The organism is Amycolatopsis sp. NPDC049159 (assembly GCF_040648295.1).
Classification (GTDB): domain Bacteria; phylum Actinomycetota; class Actinomycetes; order Mycobacteriales; family Pseudonocardiaceae; genus Amycolatopsis; species Amycolatopsis pretoriensis_A.
The window spans coordinates 1-19,424 of record NZ_JBEZDL010000038.1 but is presented as its reverse complement, the minus strand read 5'-3'; the positions used below and the strand labels follow the sequence as shown (position 1 = coordinate 19,424).

Annotated in this window: 18 protein-coding genes; 11 read left to right on the top strand and 7 right to left on the bottom strand. The window is 71.7% G+C overall.

The features are described from left to right. Positions 1 to 22: 22 nt before the first annotated feature. The 3 genes from AB0B33_RS43720 to helR are packed head-to-tail and all read left to right on the top strand — an operon-like array spanning position 23 to position 4,901. The gene (locus AB0B33_RS43720) at positions 23 to 1,246 is read left to right on the top strand and encodes a glycosyltransferase (RefSeq protein WP_360783254.1); all 1,224 of its coding nucleotides are present in this window, start codon (positions 23 to 25) and stop codon (positions 1,244 to 1,246) included. A 29-nt stretch (positions 1,247 to 1,275) separates the two neighbouring features. Next, complete coding sequence (gene rox / locus AB0B33_RS43715; protein ID WP_360783251.1) at positions 1,276 to 2,709, top strand: rifampin monooxygenase; 1,434 nt, start codon at positions 1,276 to 1,278, stop codon at positions 2,707 to 2,709. Between the two features lie 8 nt (positions 2,710 to 2,717). After that, positions 2,718 to 4,901, top strand: coding sequence for an RNA polymerase recycling motor ATPase HelR (helR, locus tag AB0B33_RS43710; RefSeq protein WP_360783248.1), 2,184 nt, complete (start codon positions 2,718 to 2,720; stop codon positions 4,899 to 4,901). 3 nt (positions 4,902 to 4,904) lie between these two features. Here the strand turns inward: helR and AB0B33_RS43705 are convergent, their stop codons facing one another. The 6 genes from AB0B33_RS43705 to efeU are packed head-to-tail and all read right to left on the bottom strand — an operon-like array spanning position 4,905 to position 10,334. Then, positions 4,905 to 5,315 carry a PPOX class F420-dependent oxidoreductase gene (locus AB0B33_RS43705; protein WP_247018350.1) on the bottom strand — a complete coding sequence of 137 codons (411 nt, stop codon included), beginning with the start codon at positions 5,313 to 5,315 and terminating at the stop codon, positions 4,905 to 4,907. A gap of 18 nt (positions 5,316 to 5,333) precedes the next feature. Beyond that, positions 5,334 to 6,476 (bottom strand): GDSL-type esterase/lipase family protein, encoded by a 1,143-nt coding sequence (locus AB0B33_RS43700; RefSeq protein ID WP_360783245.1) that lies wholly within the window; start codon positions 6,474 to 6,476, stop codon positions 5,334 to 5,336. After that, a complete protein-coding gene (locus tag AB0B33_RS43695; RefSeq protein ID WP_360783242.1) occupies positions 6,473 to 7,042 on the bottom strand; it encodes a WHG domain-containing protein in 570 nt (189 codons plus the stop codon). Before AB0B33_RS43695 ends, AB0B33_RS43700 begins: the two co-directional genes overlap by 4 nt. Positions 7,043 to 7,090: 48 nt before the next feature. Next, a complete protein-coding gene (efeB, locus tag AB0B33_RS43690; protein ID WP_360783239.1) occupies positions 7,091 to 8,350 on the bottom strand; it encodes an iron uptake transporter deferrochelatase/peroxidase subunit in 1,260 nt (419 codons plus the stop codon). Next, positions 8,347 to 9,492, bottom strand: coding sequence for an iron uptake system protein EfeO (gene efeO, locus AB0B33_RS43685; RefSeq protein ID WP_360783236.1), 1,146 nt, complete (start codon positions 9,490 to 9,492; stop codon positions 8,347 to 8,349). Before efeO ends, efeB begins: the two co-directional genes overlap by 4 nt. Beyond that, positions 9,489 to 10,334: an iron uptake transporter permease EfeU gene (gene efeU, locus AB0B33_RS43680; RefSeq protein WP_360783233.1), complete on the bottom strand. Its 846-nt coding sequence runs from the start codon at positions 10,332 to 10,334 to the stop codon at positions 9,489 to 9,491. Before efeU ends, efeO begins: the two co-directional genes overlap by 4 nt. Positions 10,335 to 10,704: 370 nt before the next feature. Here efeU and AB0B33_RS43675 point away from each other — a divergent pair, with 370 nt between their 5' ends. Beyond that, entirely contained in the window at positions 10,705 to 11,451 is a 747-nt protein-coding gene (locus AB0B33_RS43675) for a murein transglycosylase (protein ID WP_360783379.1), read from the top strand. Between the two features lie 213 nt (positions 11,452 to 11,664). Here AB0B33_RS43675 and AB0B33_RS43670 read toward each other — a convergent pair whose 3' ends face one another. Continuing rightward, a complete protein-coding gene (locus AB0B33_RS43670; protein ID WP_247018362.1) occupies positions 11,665 to 12,069 on the bottom strand; it encodes a tetratricopeptide repeat protein in 405 nt (134 codons plus the stop codon). Positions 12,070 to 12,142: 73 nt separating this feature from the next. Here AB0B33_RS43670 and AB0B33_RS43665 point away from each other — a divergent pair, with 73 nt between their 5' ends. The 7 genes from AB0B33_RS43665 to AB0B33_RS43635 all read left to right on the top strand — a co-directional run bounded on the left by AB0B33_RS43665 (position 12,143) and on the right by AB0B33_RS43635 (position 19,316). Then, positions 12,143 to 12,589, top strand: a complete 447-nt coding sequence (locus AB0B33_RS43665; protein ID WP_247018363.1) for a VOC family protein — start codon at positions 12,143 to 12,145, stop codon at positions 12,587 to 12,589. A gap of 87 nt (positions 12,590 to 12,676) precedes the next feature. Then, complete coding sequence (gene eno / locus AB0B33_RS43660; RefSeq protein ID WP_155540934.1) at positions 12,677 to 13,963, top strand: phosphopyruvate hydratase; 1,287 nt, start codon at positions 12,677 to 12,679, stop codon at positions 13,961 to 13,963. Between the two features lie 196 nt (positions 13,964 to 14,159). Further along, positions 14,160 to 14,522 (top strand): septum formation initiator family protein, encoded by a 363-nt coding sequence (locus AB0B33_RS43655; RefSeq protein WP_247025509.1) that lies wholly within the window; start codon positions 14,160 to 14,162, stop codon positions 14,520 to 14,522. A gap of 24 nt (positions 14,523 to 14,546) precedes the next feature. Next, positions 14,547 to 15,056, top strand: a complete 510-nt coding sequence (locus tag AB0B33_RS43650) for a DUF501 domain-containing protein (protein ID WP_247018365.1) — start codon at positions 14,547 to 14,549, stop codon at positions 15,054 to 15,056. A 140-nt stretch (positions 15,057 to 15,196) separates the two neighbouring features. Further along, positions 15,197 to 16,372, top strand: coding sequence for a lytic transglycosylase domain-containing protein (locus AB0B33_RS43645; protein WP_360783224.1), 1,176 nt, complete (start codon positions 15,197 to 15,199; stop codon positions 16,370 to 16,372). 9 nt (positions 16,373 to 16,381) lie between these two features. Continuing rightward, complete coding sequence (locus tag AB0B33_RS43640) at positions 16,382 to 17,335, top strand: Ppx/GppA phosphatase family protein (RefSeq protein WP_360783221.1); 954 nt, start codon at positions 16,382 to 16,384, stop codon at positions 17,333 to 17,335. A 355-nt stretch (positions 17,336 to 17,690) separates the two neighbouring features. Then, a complete protein-coding gene (locus AB0B33_RS43635) occupies positions 17,691 to 19,316 on the top strand; it encodes an ABC transporter substrate-binding protein (protein WP_360783218.1) in 1,626 nt (541 codons plus the stop codon). Positions 19,317 to 19,424 lie beyond the last annotated feature (108 nt).

Here is a 19,424-nt window from a genome sequence, read left to right as displayed (position 1 = left end):
GGATCCAACGGGGGTTTTGCGAGTGCGTGTTTTGCTGTCGACGTACGGGTCGCGCGGGGACGTCGAGCCGATGGCGGGGTTCGGGGCGGAACTGCGGGCCCAGGGTGCCGAAGTGCGGGTGTGCGCCCCGCCTGACGAGGACTTCGCCCGGCGGCTGGCCGACGCCGGGGTCGAGTTCGTGCCGTACGGGCCGTCGGCCAAGGCGCTGACCAAGGCGGCGCCCGCGCCGTCGTCCCTGCCCGAGCGGGCCGCCCAGCTGATCGCGGCCCAGTTCGACGTCGTGGCCGCGGCGGCCGAGGGCTGCGACGTGGTGGTGGCGACCGGCATGCTGCCGACCATGGCCGGCGCGCTGTCGGTCGCGGAAAAGCTGGGCATCCGATCGGTGGTCGTGACCTTCCAGAAGGTCGTGCTGCCGTCCCCGCACCACGCGCCGCTGGCGTACCCGGGCAAGCCGTTCCCGGCGGGGGTGACCGACAACCGGGTGCTGTGGGAGCACGACGCCGAGAACGTGAACGCGCTGTTCCGCGAAGCGCTCAACACCCACCGGGTCGCGAACGGGCTGGCGCCGGTCGGCGACGTCCGCGGGTACGTCTTCGGAGCCCGGACGTGGCTGGCCACGGACCCGGTGCTGGACCCGTGGGAGCCGGTGCCGGGCTTGGACGTCGTGCAGACCGGCGCGTGGATCGTGCCGGACGAACGGCCGCTGCCGGCCGCGCTGGAGGAGTTCCTGGCCGCGGGTGAGCCGCCGGTGTACGCGGGCTTCGGCAGCATGCCGATGGCCGCGGCGGCGGACGTCGCCCAGGTCGTCGTCGAGGCGGTGCGGGCGCGGGGGCGCCGCGTGGTCGTCTCGCGCGGTTGGGCCGACCTGGACCTGCTCGACGACCGCGACGACTGCTTCGCCGTCGGGGAGGTCAACCACCAGGAGCTCTTCGGCCGGGTCGCGGCCGTCGTGCACCACGGGGGCGCGGGCACCACGATGACCGCGACGCGGGCGGGCGCGGCCCAGGTCGTGGTGCCGCAGGCGACGGACCAGCCGTACTGGGCGGGCCGGGTGGCCGAGCTGGGCATCGGCGTCGCCCACGACGGCCCGGTGCCGACCGTCGCCTCGTTGTCCGCGGCGCTCGAGACGGCCTTGGCGACCTCGACCCGGGCCCGGGCGGCCGCGGTGGCCGCCACGATCCGCGCCGACGGCGCCGAAGTGGCCGCGAAGCTGCTGCTCGGCAGCCGTGAGACCCAGCCCGCCTGAACCAGCATCGTACGAACAAGGGGAGATTCATGATCGACGTGATCGTGGCCGGTGGCGGCCCGACGGGGACGATGCTGGCCGCCGAACTGCGGCTGCACGGCGTGCGGGTGCTCGTGCTGGAGCGGGAAGCCGAGCCGGTCAAGGAGGTCCGGTCGCTCGGCCTGCACGTGCGCAGCATCGAGGTGATGGCCCAGCGCGGCCTGCTCGACCGGTTCCTCGCCGAGGGCAAGCAGTTCCAGATGGCCGGCTACTTCGCCGGCATCGACAAGCCGTGGCCGGAGCGGCTGGACAGCGCGCACGCCTACGTCCTCGGCATCCCGCAGCCCGTCACCCAGCGGCTGCTGACCGAGCACGCCGTCGAGGCCGGCGCCGAGATCCGGCCCGGCAGCGAGGTGGTGGGGCTGAGCCAGGACGACGAGGGCGTCACGGTCGAGCTGGCCGGCGGTGAGCGGCTGCGGGCGCGCTACCTCGTCGGCTGCGACGGCGGGCGCAGCACCGTCCGGAAGCTGCTCGGGATCGGCTTCCCCGGGGAGCCGGCCCGGCACGAGACGCTGCTGGGCGAGATGGAGGTGACCGCGCCGGCCGAAGAGGTGGCCGCCATCGTGACCGAGATCCGCAAGACGGAGAAGTTCTTCGGGCTCGGCCCGCTCGGGAAGACCGGGCGGTACCGGGTGCTCGTGCCCGCCGAGCAGGTGCGCGAGGACCGGTCGGTCCCGCCGACACTGGAGGAGTTCAAGGAGCGGCTGCGCGTGTACGCGGGCACCGACTTCGGCGTGCACTCGCCGCTGTGGCTGTCCCGCTTCGGCGACGCGACGAGGCTCGCCGAGCGCTACCGGGACGGCCGGGTCTTCCTCGCGGGCGACGCGGCGCACATCCACCCGCCGCTGGGCGGGCAGGGTCTCAACCTCGGGCTCCAGGACGCGGTGAACCTCGGCTGGAAACTGGCCGCCGAGCTCGGCGGGTGGGCGCCGGCGGGCCTGCTGGACACCTACCAGGCCGAACGGCACCCGGTGGCCGCCGACGTGCTCGACAACACGCGGGCCCAGGGCGAGCTGATGCGCCCCGACGCCGGGCCGCAGGCCCTGCGCCGGCTGCTGGCGAAGCTGATGGACTTCGAAGAGGTGAACCGGTACCTGATCGGGCGCATCGTCGGCATCGAGATCCGCTACGACTTCGGCGACGACCACGACCTCGTCGGACGGCGGCTGCGGGACGTCGAGCTGAAGGGCGGCCGGCTGTACGACCTGATGCACGGCGGCCGCGGGGTGCTGCTCGACCAGACCGGGCGCCTCTCGGTGGCCGGCTGGGCGGACCGGGTCGACCACGTCGTGGACGTCAGCGAAGAGCTGGACGTGCCCGCCGTGCTGGTGCGGCCGGACGGCCACGTGGCCTGGGCCGGCGAAGACCAGGGACAACTGCAGGACCGGCTGGCGCGGTGGTTCGGCGCGCCGGCCGAGGCGTGAGGGGACGCATGACGGAACACGAAACAGAACTGAAGGCCGAACGCGCCCACGTCGCCGGGCTCTACGACCGGCTCGACGCCGAACGCGAGCGCGTGCGCGACGCCCACCGTGCGGCGCTCGGCGGCAACGACCTCGGCGCCATGGAACGGGACGTCCGGGTGCGGGCGCTGGGCCGGGAGGTGCGGCGGCTGGACGTCGTCGACAACGGGTTGTGCTTCGGGCGGCTCGACGCCGTTTCGGGGGAGCGCTCCTACATCGGCCGGATCGGGCTGTTCGACGAGGAAAACGACCACGAACCGGTGCTGCTCGACTGGCGGGCGCCGGCCGCGCGGCCGTTCTACACCGCCACCGGCGCGCACCCGGAGGACATGCGCCGCCGCCGTCAGTTCCACACCCACCGGCGGGACGTGGTCGACTTCACCGACGAGGATCTCGGCCGCCCGGGCGGGGACGCGTCGGGGGACGCGGCGCTGCTCGCCGCCGTCAACGCCCCACGCGGCGAAGGCATGCGGGACATCGTCGCGACGATCCAGGCCGAGCAGGACGAGATCATCCGGCTCGACCACCCGGGCGTGCTGGTGATCGAAGGCGGGCCGGGCACCGGGAAGACGGTGGTGGCGCTGCACCGCGTCGCCTACCTGCTCTACACCCAGCGGGAGCGGATGGAACGCCACGGCGCGCTCGTGGTCGGGCCCAACCCGGCGTTCCTGAACCACATCGGGCGCGTGCTGCCGTCGCTCGGGGAGACCGACGTCGTCTTCACGACCACCGGCGACCTCGTGCCCGGCCTGCACGTCACGGCCGAGGACGCGCCGGAAGCCGCACGGGTCAAGGGGTCCCGGAAGATCCTGGACGTGCTCGCGGCCGCGATCGCCGACCGGCAGCGGCTGCCGGCCGAGCCGGTGGAGATCCAGCTGCGGGACGTCACCGTCCGGATCGACGCCGCGACCGCGGAGTGGGCCCGGCAGGAGGCGCGCGACAGCGGGCAGCCGCACAACGAAGCCCGCGCGGTGTTCGCCGACATCGTCACCTACGTCCTCACCGAACGGGCGATGAAGCGGATCGGCCAGGGCTGGCTGAGCCGCGACGACCGCGAGGACTGGGAACGGTTCCGGGCCGAACTGGTCAAGGACTTGGGCGCCGACGAAGTGTTCACCCGCACGCTCGACGAGCTGTGGCCGATCCTCACCCCGGAAACCCTGCTGGCGCAGCTGTATTCGGAACCGGAACGGCTGCGCGCGGCGGGCGGCGACGCCGTTCTCGCGCGGGCCGAGGGCGCCGCCTGGACGGTGTCGGACGTGCCGCTGCTCGACGAGCTCGTCGACCTGCTGGGCCGGGACCTCGCGGCCGAGAAGGCGGTGGAGCGGGCGGCCGAGCGGGAGCGGAAGGCGAAGGCCGCCTACGCCGCCGACGTCCTGGACAACCTCATCGAGCGCGAGGACGTCGACGAGGACGTCGGCCTGGTCGCCAAGGACCTGCTCTACGGCGAAGACCTGGCGGACCGGTTCGTCGAGACCGACACGCGGACGCTCGTCGAGCGCGCCTCGGCGGACCGGGACTGGACCTACCGGCACGTCGTGGTCGACGAGGCCCAGGAACTGTCCGAAATGGACTGGCGGGTGCTGATGCGGCGGTGCCCCGGGCGGTCGTTCACGGTGGTGGGCGACCTCGCCCAGCGCCGGTCGGCGGCCGGGGCGCGGTCGTGGGGCGCGATGCTCGACCCGTACGTGCCCGGCCGCTGGGTCTACCGCTCGCTGACGGTGAACTACCGCACGCCGGCGGAGATCATGAGCGTCGCCGCCGCCGTGCTGGCCGGGTTCGCGCCCGACGTGCGGCCGCCGGAGTCGGTGCGCGCGTGCGGGGTCGCGCCGTGGGCGCGGCGGGTCGGCGACGGCGAACTCGCCGCGGCCGTCGAGGAGTTCACCGGCGCGGAAGCCGGGCGCGAAGGCACCAGCGTCGTGATCGGGCCGCCCGGGGTGCCGGGCGCGGTACCTCCGTCCGAGACGAAGGGCCTGGAGTTCGACGCCGTGCTGGTCGTGGACCCGGACCGGATCCTCGCCGACGGGCCCCGCGGCGCGGCCGAGCTCTACGTGGCGCTCACCCGCGCCACGCAGCGCCTCGGCGTCCTGCACCGGGGCCCGCTGCCGCGGGAGCTGGCCGGGCTCGCCGAGACCCCGGTGCCGGTGCCGTGACGCTCAGACGTCGCGGATGTTCGTCTCCAGCTCGAGCGGCTCGCGGTCCCAGTCCTCGACGCCGAACGCGAGGATGCGCTCGGGGTGGATGCGGATCACGGCGTCGTCGAAGTGGTTGTCCGGGAGGTTGACGCCGGTCAGCGCTTCGGCGCGGCCGCGGATCTCCAGGCAGCGCACGCGCCACGGGTTCGTCGAGGGGAGGTCGTCGACGACGAAGGCGACCTGGTCGTCGGTCGCGATGTTGCGGAACTTCTTGCTGTTCCGCAGGTTGTGCCCGGTGACGTCGACGGTCTTCTCGTCCGGGTTGTAGCGGAAGCCGACCGGGTTGGCCTGCAGGGTCCCGTTCGGCTGCCGGGTGGCGAGTCGGCCCAGCGGCTGGGCGGCGAGGTATTCGAGCTCTGCTTCGGTGAACATGCCGCCCAGCCTCCGACTTCAAGCTCCCTTGAAGTCAAGCACCAGCTCGGCGAACCGCGTGGCGATCCGGCGGTGGGCCGCGGGGTCCGGGTGGAGGGCGTCCGGCAGCGGGAACTCGGCGAAGTCGGCTTCGCCGTACAGGGCGAGACCGTCGAGGTAGCGCAGGTTCGGGTCCTCGGCCTGCCGCTGCGCGACGATCCGGGCCAGCTCGTCCCGGACGACTTCCAGGGTCAGCTTGCCCGCGGCCCGCTCGGCGGGGTCCCCGGTCGCCCGGAACCGGACCTCGCCGGCGGCCAGCGCTTCGTGGTCGAAGTCGCCGGGCCCCGGCGTCTGCTCGTGGATCGGGCAGTACAACGGGGAGACGACGACCAGCGGCGTGTCCGGGTGGCCTTCGCGGATGGTGTCGAGGAAGCCGTGCACGGCCGGGCCGAACGCGCGCAGGCGCATCACGTCGGCGTTGACGACGTTGATGCCGAGCTTGACGCTGACCAGGTCGGCGGGGGTGTCGCGCAGCGCGCGGGCGGTGAACGGGTCGAGCAGCGCGTTGCCGCCGAACCCGAGGTTCACCAGGTCGACGCCGGCCGAGGTGGCGGCGAGCGCGGCCCAGGTGGTGGCCGGGCTGGCGGCGTTAGAGCCGTGGCTGATCGAGCTCCCGTGGTGCAGCCACACCCTTCGCCGGGGCAGCGGCTCGACGGGCGCGTCGGTGCGCAGGGCGAGCAGTTCGGTGATCTCGTGGTGCGGCAGCCAGATCTCGACGTCCTTGGGGTGCGCGCCCAGGTCGCCGAACCGCACGGTGCCGGGCGGGCCGTCGCGGTGCTCGCCGGCGCCGGTGCGCGGGTCGACGGTCAGGGTGTTGCCGCCGTCGACGTTCGCTTGGGCGACGAGCTCGCCGTCGACCAGCAGGTCGTACACGCCGTCCGGACGCGGCGGCGCGCCGGCGTAGACCACCTTGGTGCGCCGGGTTTCCAGCTCGACGACGGCGGCGCTCGTCCGGAACCGCAGCCGCACGCCGGCGGGCTGCGCTTCGGCCATGGCCAGGCGCGGGTCGGTGTTCTGCGCGCGGGCCCGGGCGGGCAGGCGGTGCGGGGCGAGGCCGTGCCCGGTGCGCTCGAGTTCGAGGGCGCCGAGCACCAGGCCGTCGGTCAGGGGGGTGGTGATCATGAGGTGGGCCAATCGCGGAGAACGGTGTCGAGCACGGTCAGGATCCGGTGCCAGGACTCCTGGGAGGGCGGCGAGCTGTGGTCGAAGCCGCCTTGGGCCTCGAGATCGACGTACCCGTGGAAGACGCTGCCGAGCAGCCGCACGGCGTGCGTCTCGTCCGGGCCGGTCACGGCGTAGCCGCGCAGGATCGCGCGCATCATCTCGGCGTGCCGGGGCCCGGCGCTCGCGGCGGCGGTTTCCGGGTCGAGCCGGAACCGCGTGGCGGCGTACCGGCCGGGGTGTTCCCGGGCGTAGTCGCGGTAGACGTCGGCGAAGGCCACCAGCGCGTCCTTGCCCGCCCGGCCCGCCAGCGCGGCGGCGGCGCGGTCGGCGAGCTCGTCCAGCGCGAGCAGCGCGATCTTCGCCCGCAGGTCGTGCGCGTTCTTGACGTGCGAATACAGGCTCGCGACCTTGACGTCGAAGCGCCGCGCCAGCTCCGACGGCGTCACGTTGGCGAAGCCGGCCTCGTCGGCCAGCTCGGCGCCGGCGCGCACGACGCGTTCCGTGGTCAACCCGGCTCGAACCATGAGCTCACTCCCTTTTGCCTAACGAGAGTGTAGCTCAGCCTAAAGCCCTTAGGAAAACAGGGCGTCCGCCCAGCTCGATTCACGGGTCACGCCCGGCGGGATCGCGAAGTGCGCCGAGCCCGTGTGCTGGACGTACTCCATCATCGCGTCCTTCGACGACAGCGCCTGCTGCATCGGGACGTACTGCTTGCGCGTGTCCCGGTTGAACGCCAGGAAGAACAGCCCCGCCTCCAGGTGCCCGACGCCGTCGGAACCGTCGACGAAGTTGTAGCCGCGGCGCAGGATGCGGACGCCGTTCAGGGCCTGGTGCGAGGCCAGCCGGACGTGGGCGTCCTCCGCGATCACCTTCTCGCCGCCCGCGCCGCCGACGTCGAGGTCCAGCTCGTCGAACTCCGCGGCCTGGCCCAGCGGGGCGCCGGTGCCCTTCGCGCGGCCGATGATCTTCTGCTGGCCGTCCAGGGACTCGCGGTCCCAGGTCTCGATGTGCATCCGGATCCGGCGCGCCACCAGGTACGAGCCGCCGGCCATCCAGGCCGGGCCGTCCGCGGCTTCGGCCCACACCTGGTCGCGCAGGATGTCGGTGTCCTCGGACTTGATGTTGTTCGTGCCGTCCTTGAAGCCGAACAGGTTCCGCGGGGTCGCCTGCGCCCGGGACGTCGACGAGCTGCGGCCGAACCCGAGCTGCGACCAGCGGACCTCGGTGACGCCGAAGCCGAGGCGCACCAGGTTGCGGACCGCGTGCACCGCGACCTGCGGGTCGTCCGCGCAGGCCTGGATGCACAGGTCGCCGCCGCTGCGGGCCGGGTCGAGCTTGTCCTTCGGGAACAGCGGCAGGTCGATCAGCTGCGGCGGCCGCTTGCCCGCCAGCCCGAACCGGCCGTCGAACAGCGACGGCCCGAAGCCGATGGTCAGCGTCAGGTTCGCGGCCGGCAGGTCGAGCGCCTCGCCGGTGTCGCCCGGCGGGGCGTACTGGCCGCCGTCGATCGCGCCGCCCGCCACGACCTCCTGGCCGGCGGTCATCCGGCGGGCGGCGTCGGTCCACGTCTTCAGCAGCTGTCGCAGCTTTTCGCGGTCCTTCGTGGTCACGTCGAGGGCCGCGAAGTGCAGGTTCGCCTGCGCCGGCGTGACGATCCCCGCCTGGTGCTCGCCGTGGAAGTCGACGGTGTTCACCGACGCCTCGGCGTTGCCGCTCGTCGCCTTGTCGATCCCGATGCCGGCGGCGGCGCCCGCCCCGGCGAGCGCGACACCCGCGCCCGCCAGGCCGAACAGCTTCCGCCGCGAAACCCGCGTGCCCTCTGCCGACGTCACTTCGAGACGACCTCCGCAACCTTGCTCAGCGGCTCGCTCAGCGCGTCGACGGCCGAAGCGAACTCCTTGACCTGGTCCTGGGAGAGGTCGGTGTAGAGCTTGAAGCCGTCACCGACGCGCTGCTTGTCCAGCAGGCCCTGGACGTTCGCGAACTCCTTGTCCAAAGTGGACGTCAGCGCGGCGTCCTTCGCCTGCAGGATCGGCCGCAGCGACGTGATCGCGCCCTTCGAACCATCCAGGTTGGCCTGGAAGTCCCAGAGGTCGGTGTGCGAGAAGGTCTCCTCCTCGCCGGTGATCTTGCCGGTCGCGACCTCGTCGAGCAGGCCCTTGGCGCCGTTCGCGAGGTCGAGCGCGGTCAGCTCGAGGGTCTTGGACTTGGCGACCAGGTCCTTGACGTCGGTCAGCAGCTTGTCCGCGATCTGCGGGGTGTCGGCCTGCGGGCCGGAGACGAAGAGGTCCTTCTCGAGCCGGTGGAAGCCGGTGAACTTCTGGCCCGGCTCGAGGTCGGCCTCGCGGACGTCGATGGCCGGGTCAAGGTCGCCGAACTTCTCGGCCACCGGCTCGATGCGCTCGTAGTAGACGCGCGTGCGGGCGTACGCGGCCTTCGCCTCGTCGACCTTGCCGGTCTTGACGAGCCCGGCGAACTTGGCCGTCTCCTCCTCGAGCGCGGCGGTGTTGTTCGCGATGTAGTCGGCGTAGCTCTTGGTGGCCTGCGCCTTCTGCGCGTTGGCGTCGTTCTGCTTCGCGACGCCGCCGGTGACGGTGAAGTCGCCGCGGATGCCGGCGCCGGCCATGCCCGGCTTGCACGCGGTCTGGTACTTGCCGGCGTCGGCGACCTCGACGATCAGCCGCCGGTTCAGCCCGGGCGCGATGTTCTCGACCTCGCCCATGATCCGGTCGCCCTCGGCGTAGAGGTAGAACTCGGTGACCTTGGTGCCCTTGTTGGTGATCTCGAAGGTCACGTTGCCCGCGCCGGCCGTGGTGGCGGAAACCTCGCACGCGGTGTCGGACGCCGACACCTTGATCGGGCCGCCGTCCGCGGTGGCGCCCGCGGTGTCGCTCTTGCTGTCGCACGCGGCGAGCGTCACCAGCACGGCGGCGCCGGCCAGTACGGCCAGCGAGGGGGTCTTGCGCACGGTCACTCCTTCGAGGCGGCCGCGGCGGCGGGGACCGGCGCGGTCTTCTTGCTGGGCTTGAGGAAAAGGGGCAGCACGATGACGACGTAGGCGACCCACGCGACGGCCTGCAGCACGGTCGTCTGCTGCGAATAGTTGAAGATGCCCTTGAGCAGGGCGCCGTACCAGGACGTCTCGGGCAGCGTCGCCGAAGCGTCGAACGCCAGGGTGCCGATGCCCGGCAGGAACGCGGCCTCCTGCAGGTCGTGCAGGCCGTAGCCGAGCACGCCCGCGGCGACGAACACGAGCAGGACGCCGGTGATCGTGAAGAACTTGCCCAGGTTGAACCGGACCGCGCCCTTGTAGAGCAGCCAGGCGAGGACCACCGCGGCGAGGATGCCGGCGGCGAAGCCGATCAGCGGCTGCACGGTGTCCGACTGCGCGGTCTGGACGGCGGAGTAGAAGAACACCGCGGTCTCCAGGCCTTCGCGCCCGACCGCGAGGAACGACAGCAGCAGCACGGCCGCCGGGCCGACGTCCAGCGCGTCGTCCATCTTCCCGCGCAGCTCGGCGGCGATGCTCTTCGACGCCTTGCGCATCCAGAAGATCATCGCGGTGACGAACACGACGGCGACGATCGAGAGGCTCCCGCCGAGCAGCTCCTGGTGCTCGAACGACAGCTGCGCGGTCGTGTAGGTGAGGATCGCGCCGACGGCGACCGACAGCAGCACCGCGGCCCCGACACCGGGCCACACCCAGCGCAGCGCGTGCCGCCGGTCGGTCTTCACGAGGAAGGCTACGAGGATGCTGACGACCAGCGCGGCCTCCAGGCCTTCGCGCAGCCCGATCAGCGCACTCGAGAACAACACGGTTCCGCCTCCCTGAGTTTCTGCTCGCTCCAGGAAGTTTTTAGGTAAGGCTCACCTGTAAGTCCAGCCAGCGTACGTCGGCTCGAAACGATACAACCGGGCAAAAGGGACGCGACCGTGAAGTTAGGTTAGGGTAACCGCAGGTCAGGGCCCTGCGCGTCGACTCGATAACGAATTCTGTGACATCGCTGGCAGTCGACCTGTTTTAACCCTCCGCTTGCCTGGTCAGGCGGCCGGGGGTCCCTCTTGAGTGGCTCCGTAACCTGATCGGGTGGCCGAAACCGCTCAGCCGACCGTCACGCCCCCGTCGTCGCCCCCGGGCGGCCCGCCGAGGCGGTACGTCGGCCGGATCGCCCTTTCGCTCGGGCTCGTGGTCACCGGCGTGGTCCTGGTCGTCACCATCGGCGTCCAGAACCCGGACGCGCCGGCCGAGCCGCCGGCCGTCCAGCCGGTGCTGGCCATCCCGCAGCAGCGCCCGCAGCCCGGCGCCGAAGCGCCGCGGGCCGGGCTCGCCGCCCCCGTCGACCGGCCGCAGGTGTCGGACCAGGCCGAGCTGGACGCGTGGGCGACCCGCGTCGCGGGCAAGACGCACATCCCGGCGCGCGTGGTCGCCGCGTACGGGCGGGCGGAAATGTGGATGCAGCGCCAGAAGGCGACGTGCCACCTCTCGTGGGCGACGCTCGCGGGCATCGGCCGGGTCGAGACCGAGCGCGGGGACTTCGACCTCTCGGCGATCAGCGCGAGCGGCCGGCTGGTGAAACCGGTGGTCGGCCCGCCCCTCGACGGCTCGCCCGGCGTCCCGGCGGTGCACGACTCCGACGGCGGCAAGCTCGACGGCGACAAGGCGTGGGACCACGCGATCGGCCCGATGCAGTTCTTGCCGTCGACGTGGAAGAAGTACCAGGAGCGGGCGAACGGCGACGGCGGCGCGCCGGACCCGCAGAACGTCGACGACGCGGCCTTCACGGCGGCCCGTTTCCTCTGCTCGGGCGGCGACGACCTCGGCACGCCGGCCGGCTGGTGGCGGGCGATCCTGTTCTACAACCAGGCGGTCGCCTACGGGCAGGACGTCTTCAGCGCGGCGGACGCCTACGCCGAAGCGAGCGTCGCGCCTTAAAGCTCCCGGTCGGCCAAGAACGGCGTGACGGCCATCAGCACGAGCAGCAGGACCCCGGCGTAAGCACCCAGTGTGGTGAAGATCGACATTTCGGTTCCTCCCTGTTCCGGTCTGGAACCAGCATCGCCGCCGGGAGGGGGTTCGCGGATCGGCCGACGGGCCCGGCCCGATCGGCCGAAAGTCTGATCCGCGACGGGCCGAACGGCCCTGGCGTCAGGAGTCGCGCAGCGCGATCCGCGCCTTGACCTCGTTGGCCGCTTCGAGGTACTCCGGCACCGGGTTCATCGCCGACGCCATCCGGATCTGGGCCAGCGCCTCGACGAACCGGCCGAGGCGCTGCAGGGTCCGGCCCAGGATGAACCGCGCGTAGTGGTCGGTCGGGTCCAGTTCCAGCACCCGGGTGAACGCCCGCTCGGCGCGCCGCAACTGCGCGGAGTGGAAGTACGCGCGCCCGGCCAGGAGGTGGACCGACGGCTTGTCGTCCTCGGACTCCAGCACGGGCTGCAGCACCTTCAGCGCGTCCAGCGGACGGCGGCGCGCGACCAGGTCTTCGGCCTGGCGGAAGGCATGGAACCGCGACTCCTCGGGAGGCTGCGAAGCAGCTGCGGCGTCCGTCATGGTCACTCCCACATTACCCCGGAGGAGGGGGATGCACACGCCTGGCGAACGGGACGTGATGGACTGTGCCGCCATGAGCAGCGGCTACCGGGGCCTGGCGCCCTACCTCTACTACGCCGACGCCACCGCGGCGCTCGCGTGGCTGACCAGGGTCTTCGGGTTCGCCGAGGAAGTCCGGTTCAGCGACGCGTCCGGCGAGGTCTTCCAGGCGACCCTCCGCGCGGGCGACGCGCGGATCCAGATCGCCGGCGTCGGGGCGGACTACTGGCAGGCCAAGGGCGTCGACGGGCCGGTCGGCCAGCTCAACATCCTCTACGTCGACGACGTCGACGCGCACTTCGGGCGGATCGAGGCCGCGCTCGGGGACGAGGGCGAGCTGGACCCGCCGCAGGACCAGCCCTACGGCGCCCGGGTGTTCACCGTCGCCGATCTCGGCGGCAACAGCTGGACCTTCTGGCAGCAGACTTCGGAGACCGTGGAGCTGCCGCCGGGCTGGCAGGCGATCCGCACCGACGGGTGAGTGACCGGCCGTGCCTCCAACGGGTGAACTGCGGCGACGGCTAGGCTGGGCGCGAACCCGCAGGCACGACGCACCGAGGAGCATGGCGTGGCTCTCATCGAGCAGGTAGGCGCGCGCGAGATTCTGGACTCGCGCGGCAACCCGACGGTCGAGGTGGAGGTGGCTCTCGACGACGGCACCCTGGCGCGGGCCGCGGTCCCGTCGGGTGCGTCGACCGGTGAGCACGAAGCGGTCGAGCTGCGGGACGGTGACACCGGCCGCTACAACGGCAAGGGCGTCGAGCGCGCGGTCGCCGCGGTGCTCGACGAGATCGGCCCGGAGATGGTCGGCATCGAAGCCGTCGACCAGCGGATCGTCGACCAGAAGCTGGTCGACCTCGACGGCACGCCGGCGAAGTCCCGCCTCGGCGCGAACGCCATCCTCGGCGTCTCGCTGGCCGTCGCGAAGGCCGCCGCCGAGTCGGCCGAGCTGGAGCTGTTCCGCTACCTGGGCGGGCCGAACGCGCACGTGCTGCCGGTCCCGATGCTGAACATCCTCAACGGCGGTTCGCACGCGGACAGCAACGTCGACGTGCAGGAGTTCATGATCGCGCCGATCGGCGCGGAGACCTTCCGCGAGGCCCTGCGCTGGGGCGCCGAGGTCTACCACTCGCTGAAGTCGGTGCTGAAGGGCCGCGGCCTTTCGACCGGTCTGGGCGACGAAGGCGGCTTCGCGCCGAACCTGGCGAACAACCGCGAGGCGCTCGACCTGATCCTGCAGGCCATCGAGAAGGCCGGCTACACCCCGGGCCGCGACGTCGCGCTCGCGCTCGACGTCGCCGCGACGGAGTTCTTCGCCGACGGCGCGTACACCTTCGAGGGCAGCAAGAAGAGCGCGGAGCAGATGTCGGCCTACTACGCCGAACTGATCCGCGACTACCCGATGGTCTCCATCGAGGACCCGCTGAGCGAGGATGACTGGGACGGCTGGGTCACCCTGACCGCCGAGATCGGCGAGAAGGTCCAGATCGTCGGCGACGACCTGTTCGTCACCAACCCGGACCGCCTCGAAGAGGGCATCACCCGCCGCGCCGCGAACGCGCTGCTGGTGAAGGTCAACCAGATCGGCACCCTGTCCGAGACGCTCGACGCGATCTCGCTGGCCACGTCGTTCGGCTACAAGTCGATGATGAGCCACCGCTCCGGCGAGACCGAGGACACGTTCATCGCCGACCTCGCGGTCGCCACCGGCGTCGGGCAGATCAAGACCGGTGCCCCGGCCCGCGGCGAGCGGATCGCCAAGTACAACCAGCTGCTGCGCATCGAGGAGACCCTCGGCGACGCCGCCCGGTACGCCGGCGAGCTGGCCTTCCCGCGGTTCAGCGCCGAGGGCTGAGCCGGGCATGGCCGACCGGGGGAGGACGACGCGCAACCGCCGAGGCGGCGGCGGAGCCACGCGGGCCAACCGGCCCGCGCCCGCCCGCCGCCCCGAGGCGGTGCGCCGCCGCACCGGCGACGCGGACACCACCCGGGCCCGGCTGCGCCGGAGCCTGGCGGCGAAGCGCGCGTCCGGTGCGGCGAAGGTGCTCGGCATGTCCACCACCCGCCGCGCGGCGGTGGTGGCGATCGTGGTGTGCGCGCTGGCGTTCACCATCGCCGTTCCCCTGCGCACGTACCTCGCCCAGCGGACCGAGGTCCGCGAACAGCAGTCGCAGCAAGCACAGCTGCAGCAGGAGGTCGCTCAGCTCCAGGGCCGCAAGGCGGAGCTGAGCGACCCCGCGCAGATCGAGGCCGAGGCCCGGCGGCGGCTGCGGTACGTCAAGCCGGGCGAGACGCCCTACATCGTCCAGCTGCCGGAGGACAAGGCGCCGGACGCCGCTCCGCCGGCCGGGCAGCAGCAGGTGGCGGGCGGCTCCTGGTACGAGAACCTCTGGAACCAGGTCTCGGGCGGCTGAGGGCCACGCTCTAACCTGTTCGACGTGGACAACGCGCAGCAGCACCGGTTCGAGCCCGTCACCGAAGCCGACCGCGAGATCATCGCGGAGCAGCTCGGGCGGCCGCCGCGGGCGTTGCGCGCCGTCGCCGCGCGGTGCCCGGGCGGGCACCCGTCGGTGGTGCAGACCAGTCCGCGGCTGGAGAACGGCACCCCGTTCCCGACGCTCTACTACCTGACGTGCCCGAAGCTGAACTCGATGATCGGCACCATCGAGGCGTCCGGGATCATGAAGGAGATGACCGACCGGCTCACCACCGACCCCGAGCTGGCCGCGCAGTACCAGCGCACGCACGAGACGTACCTCGCCGAGCGCGACGCCATCGAGCCGCTCGGGCACCAGGTCACCGCCGGCGGCATGCCCGGGCGCGTCAAGTGCCTGCACGTGCACGTGGCCCACACGCTGGCGGTCGGTCCCGGCGTTAACCCGTTCGGTGACGAGACCCTCGCCCTGCTCAAGGCGAACGGGTGGCCCTCGGGGGACTGTGCCGCGTAACGCTCGCGCCTGGTGAAGAGATAACTGGGCTGGGTGAGCGAAAACCTCCTTCGGGACTCTCGAAGGGGTGAAACCTTGCCTCGGGTAGGGCAGGCTGTCACCCGAGAGCGGGATCGATCCGGCCAGGAGGGCGCTGAGTCATGCGTGTGCGGCGACTGCCAGACGCAGTCGGGAGCTACACCCGAAGATTCGGGTTCCGGCACCGCACGGCGTACCCCCTGATCACCGGCATCTTCGCGGTGATCCCGGCGCTGCTCGCCGGCGGCGGCACGCTCGGCTGGCTCGGCGGCAGCGGTGACCACACCCGCGACGCCGCGCTCGGCCAGGGCTACGACCCCGGCCACGCCGCCATCCAGCAGATCGCCGTCGACGGCACCCTCCCCGGCGCGCCCACCCCGCTGCCGCTCCCGGCGTACGAACTCCCCGACGGCCCCCTCGGCATCCCCGCCACCGCGCTGGCCGCGTACCAGAACGCCGCCGACATCCTCGGCCGCGAGCAGGCCGCGTGCCACATCGACTGGGCCCTGATCGCCAGCATCGGCCGCATCGAGTCCAACCACGCCCGCGGCGGCTACGTCGACGCGAGCGGCACCACCCGCGAACCGATCCTCGGCCCGCAGCTCAACGGCCAGGGCGGGTTCGCCGCGATCCCGGACACCGACCAGGGCCTGCTCGACACCGACCCGGTGTGGGACCGCGCGGTCGGCCCGACCCAGTTCATCCCGGGCACCTGGAAGGGCTACGCGTCGGACGGCAACGGCGACGGCAAGTCCGACCCGAACAACATCTACGACGCGGCGCTGGCCACCGGCCGCTACCTGTGCTCCGGCGGGTTCGACCTGGCCGAGCCGGACCAGCTGCGCGGCGCGATCCACCGCTACAACAACTCCGACACGTACGTGAACACGGTGGTCCTGTGGGCCGACGCCTACCGCAACGGGATCATGCAGGTGCCGGACAGCACGGTCCCGATCGGCGCCCCGAACGCCGCGCTGGCCCCGGCACCGCCGTCGGTCCCGCCGCCCCCGGTGCCGACCACGACGGTTTCCCCGCCGCCGCCGCCGACCACGGGTACTTCCTCGACCCCGCCGACTTCGAAGCCGTCGTTGCCGTGCGCTTCGCCGACGACGACGATGACCACGACCACGGTCATCAGCACGACGACCACGCCGCCGCCGGACACCACCCCGCCGCCGCCGGAGTCCACGACGGGGCCGCCGGCCACGACCCCGGCCCCGACGTGCGGGCAGGTGGTCACGTCGGTCTCGACGACCACCACGACCACGACCGTGGGGACGACGACGCCCGCCGGTTAGGGTGATCGCATGCCTCGTGTTGCCGCGATCGACTGTGGGACCAACTCCATCCGCCTGCTCGTCGCCGAGCTGACACCGCGCCACGACGGCACGGTCGACCTGCGCGACCTGCACCGTGAGATGCGGATCGTCCGGCTCGGCCAGGGTGTCGACGCCAGCGGGCAGCTCGCGCCCGAAGCCCTCGAACGCACGCGGGCCGCGCTCGCCGACTACACGGTCGCGGCGCGGCGCAAGGGGGCGGAGAAGGTGCGGATGGTCGCCACCTCCGCCACCCGGGACGCCAGGAACCGCGACGACTTCTTCCGGATGACCCGCGAGACCCTCGGTGTCGAGGCCGAAGTGATCAGCGGCGACGAGGAGGCCCGGCTCAGCTTCACCGGCGCCGTCGGGGAGCAGGACCCGGACGACGGCCCGTTCGTCGTGGTCGACGTCGGTGGCGGCTCGACCGAGCTGGTCCTCGGCACCTGGGACGGCAGGCAGGCCGAGGTGCTCGCGGCGAAGTCCGTCGACATCGGCTGCGTCCGCATCACCGAGCGCGCGCTGAAGAGCGACCCGCCGACCGCCGACGAGATCGCCACCGCGCGCGACCTCGCGGGCAAGGTCCTGACCGACGCGTTCGACGTCGTCGACGTCGCTCGCGCGCGCACGTGGATGGGCGTGGCCGGCACGGTGACCACGCTGTCCGCGATCGCGCTGGGGCTGGCGGAGTACGACAGCGACCGCGTCCACCTGTCCAAGCTGAGCCCGGCGGACATCGACCGGCTGGCCTCGGAACTGCTGCAGAGCGACCACGCCACCCGCGCGGCGAACCCGGTGATCCACCCGGGCCGGGTCGACGTCATCGGCGGCGGCGCGGTGGTGGTCCAGACCCTGGCCGAGCAACTCGCGGCCCGCGGCGGCCCGACGGAGCTGGTGGTCAGCGAGCACGACATCCTCGACGGCATCGCCCTGTCCCTCGCCTGACCCCCCGGCCGCCGCATGACCTTTGGCGAGGCCGCCCGGGCGGGGTGAGAGGGCCGTCTCCGGGGCCCCGCGCCGCAGGCCGGGACGCCGCGGCCGGTGCGTGCCCGCCGCCGATCCGAGTGACCGTCCGGACGTTCGAAAGGGCTTGTGCCGCAAGGGAAACCCTGGGTGAGCGCCCGATGACCAGCAGTCCGCGCTGGGCCGTCCGGAGCATCCGCTTTCCTACCTTGGTTGTGCTCCAACCAGGTGGTCCTGACGGTCGTCACTGATTTGCAACACCGCGATCCTGTGATCGGCTTCGCCGCCCCCGATAGCGTGCGTCTCACCTTTCGGGCAGACGGAGATGGAGGGGATCATGCGGCGTTCGCGCAGGCTCTGGGGACCCACGGTGGTGATGACTTCGCTGGCACTCGTGCTCGCCGCGTGCGGTGGCGGGTCGGGTAGTTCCACGGGGGCCGGCGGGGCGGACCCGGACGGCGCCGTCAGCATCTACGGCACCGAACCGCAGAACTCGCTGGTCCCCACCAACACCAACGAGCTGGGCGGCACCAAGGCCGTCCAGCCGATGTTCGCCACGCTCGTCGGCTTCAAGGGGGCGGACGCACAGCCGTTCAACCTGATGGCCGACTCGATCACCACGACCGATTCCAAGGTCTACGACATCAAGATCAAGCAGGGCTGGAAGTTCCACGACGGCACCGAAGTGAAGGCGCACAACTTCGTCGATGCCTGGAACTACGGCGCCTACTCGCAGAACGGCCAGCTCAACACCGACTTCTTCTCGAACATCCAGGGCTACAAGGACGTCCACCCGGCGGACGAGAACGCCAAGCCCGCCACGGACAAGATGTCCGGCCTGGTCACCAAGGGCGACTACGAGTTCCAGGTGACGCTGGACGCGCCCTTCTCCGTCTTCTCCATCAAGATCGGCTACACCGCGTTCGCGCCGCTGCCGGACTCCTTCTTCAAGGACCCCAAGGGCTTCGAGCAGCACCCGATCGGCAACGGCCCGCTGAAGTTCGTCTCGCGGACGCCGAACCAGGACATCAAGCTCACCCGCTTCGACGACTACAAGGGTGAGGACAAGGTCCACTTCAAGGACCTCGACATCAAGATCTACACCAGCCAGGAGACGGCCTACCAGGACCTGCTGAGCGGGCGCGTCGACTTCATGGAGGCGCTGCCGCCGTCGGCGGTCGCGGGCGGCAAGTACAAGGCCGACCTCGGCGACCGGCTCGTCACCGGCCACCTGCTCGGCATCAGCACCATCGCCGTGCCGTACTACGTGCCCGGCTACGACAACCTCGAGCTGCGCAAGGCGATCTCGATGGCGATCGACCGCGCGCAGATCACCAAGACCGTCATGAACGACACCTACGTGCCGGCCGACGGCTACATCTCGCAGGGCATCCCGGGCGCGCGGCCCGGCGTCTGCCAGTTCTGCAAGTTCGACCCCGCCGGCGCCAAGGAAGCCTTCGCGAAGTCCGGTTTCAAGGGCAAGCTGACCATCGCGTCCAACGCGGACGGCGGCCGCAAGGAACCGCTGGTCGCGGCGTGCAACAGCATCAAGAACACGCTCGGCGTCGAGTGCGACTTCGTGCCCGCGACCGACTTCGGCCAGTGGCGCAGCATCGTCACCGGCAAGAAGCTGACCGGCATGGGCCGGTCGGACTGGTCCGCGGACTACCCGTCCATCGAGGACTTCCTCAACCCGATCTACAAGACCGGCGGGTCCTCGAACGACTCCGACTACTCGAACCCGCAGGTCGACGCGATGCTCGCGCAGGCGGACGGCACCGCCGACAAGGACGCCGCCGTCAAGCTGTACCAGCAGGCCGAGGACCTGATCGCCAAGGACCTGCCCTCGATCCCGGTGTGGGACGAGAAGGGTGTCGCGGCGAAGTCGAAGAACCTGAAGTCGGCGGCGCTGGACTTCCGCCGCATGCCGGACTACCCGTCCATCGAGGTCCTGAAGAAGTAGTGGCGCGCTGACCTGCCGCAACCACCACCACGCCGTCGTGAGTGTTCAGAGCCTCTGTCCGGGTGGGCGTGTTATACACCCGTGCGTAAGCGCGATCAGCTACGTATT

Coding starts and splice junctions, on each gene's coding strand:
- helR (WP_360783248.1), top strand. CDS start 2,718: ATGACGGAACACGAAACAGAACTGAAGGCCGAACGCGCCCACGTCGCC.
- AB0B33_RS43670 (WP_247018362.1), bottom strand. CDS start 12,069: ATGACGGACGCCGCAGCTGCTTCGCAGCCTCCCGAGGAGTCGCGGTTC.
- AB0B33_RS43645 (WP_360783224.1), top strand. CDS start 15,197: ATGCGTGTGCGGCGACTGCCAGACGCAGTCGGGAGCTACACCCGAAGA.
- AB0B33_RS43705 (WP_247018350.1), bottom strand. CDS start 5,315: ATGTTCACCGAAGCAGAGCTCGAATACCTCGCCGCCCAGCCGCTGGGC.
- AB0B33_RS43640 (WP_360783221.1), top strand. CDS start 16,382: ATGCCTCGTGTTGCCGCGATCGACTGTGGGACCAACTCCATCCGCCTG.
- rox (WP_360783251.1), top strand. CDS start 1,276: ATGATCGACGTGATCGTGGCCGGTGGCGGCCCGACGGGGACGATGCTG.
- AB0B33_RS43665 (WP_247018363.1), top strand. CDS start 12,143: ATGAGCAGCGGCTACCGGGGCCTGGCGCCCTACCTCTACTACGCCGAC.
- AB0B33_RS43695 (WP_360783242.1), bottom strand. CDS start 7,042: ATGGTTCGAGCCGGGTTGACCACGGAACGCGTCGTGCGCGCCGGCGCC.
- AB0B33_RS43635 (WP_360783218.1), top strand. CDS start 17,691: ATGCGGCGTTCGCGCAGGCTCTGGGGACCCACGGTGGTGATGACTTCG.
- AB0B33_RS43655 (WP_247025509.1), top strand. CDS start 14,160: ATGTCCACCACCCGCCGCGCGGCGGTGGTGGCGATCGTGGTGTGCGCG.
- AB0B33_RS43700 (WP_360783245.1), bottom strand. CDS start 6,476: ATGATCACCACCCCCCTGACCGACGGCCTGGTGCTCGGCGCCCTCGAA.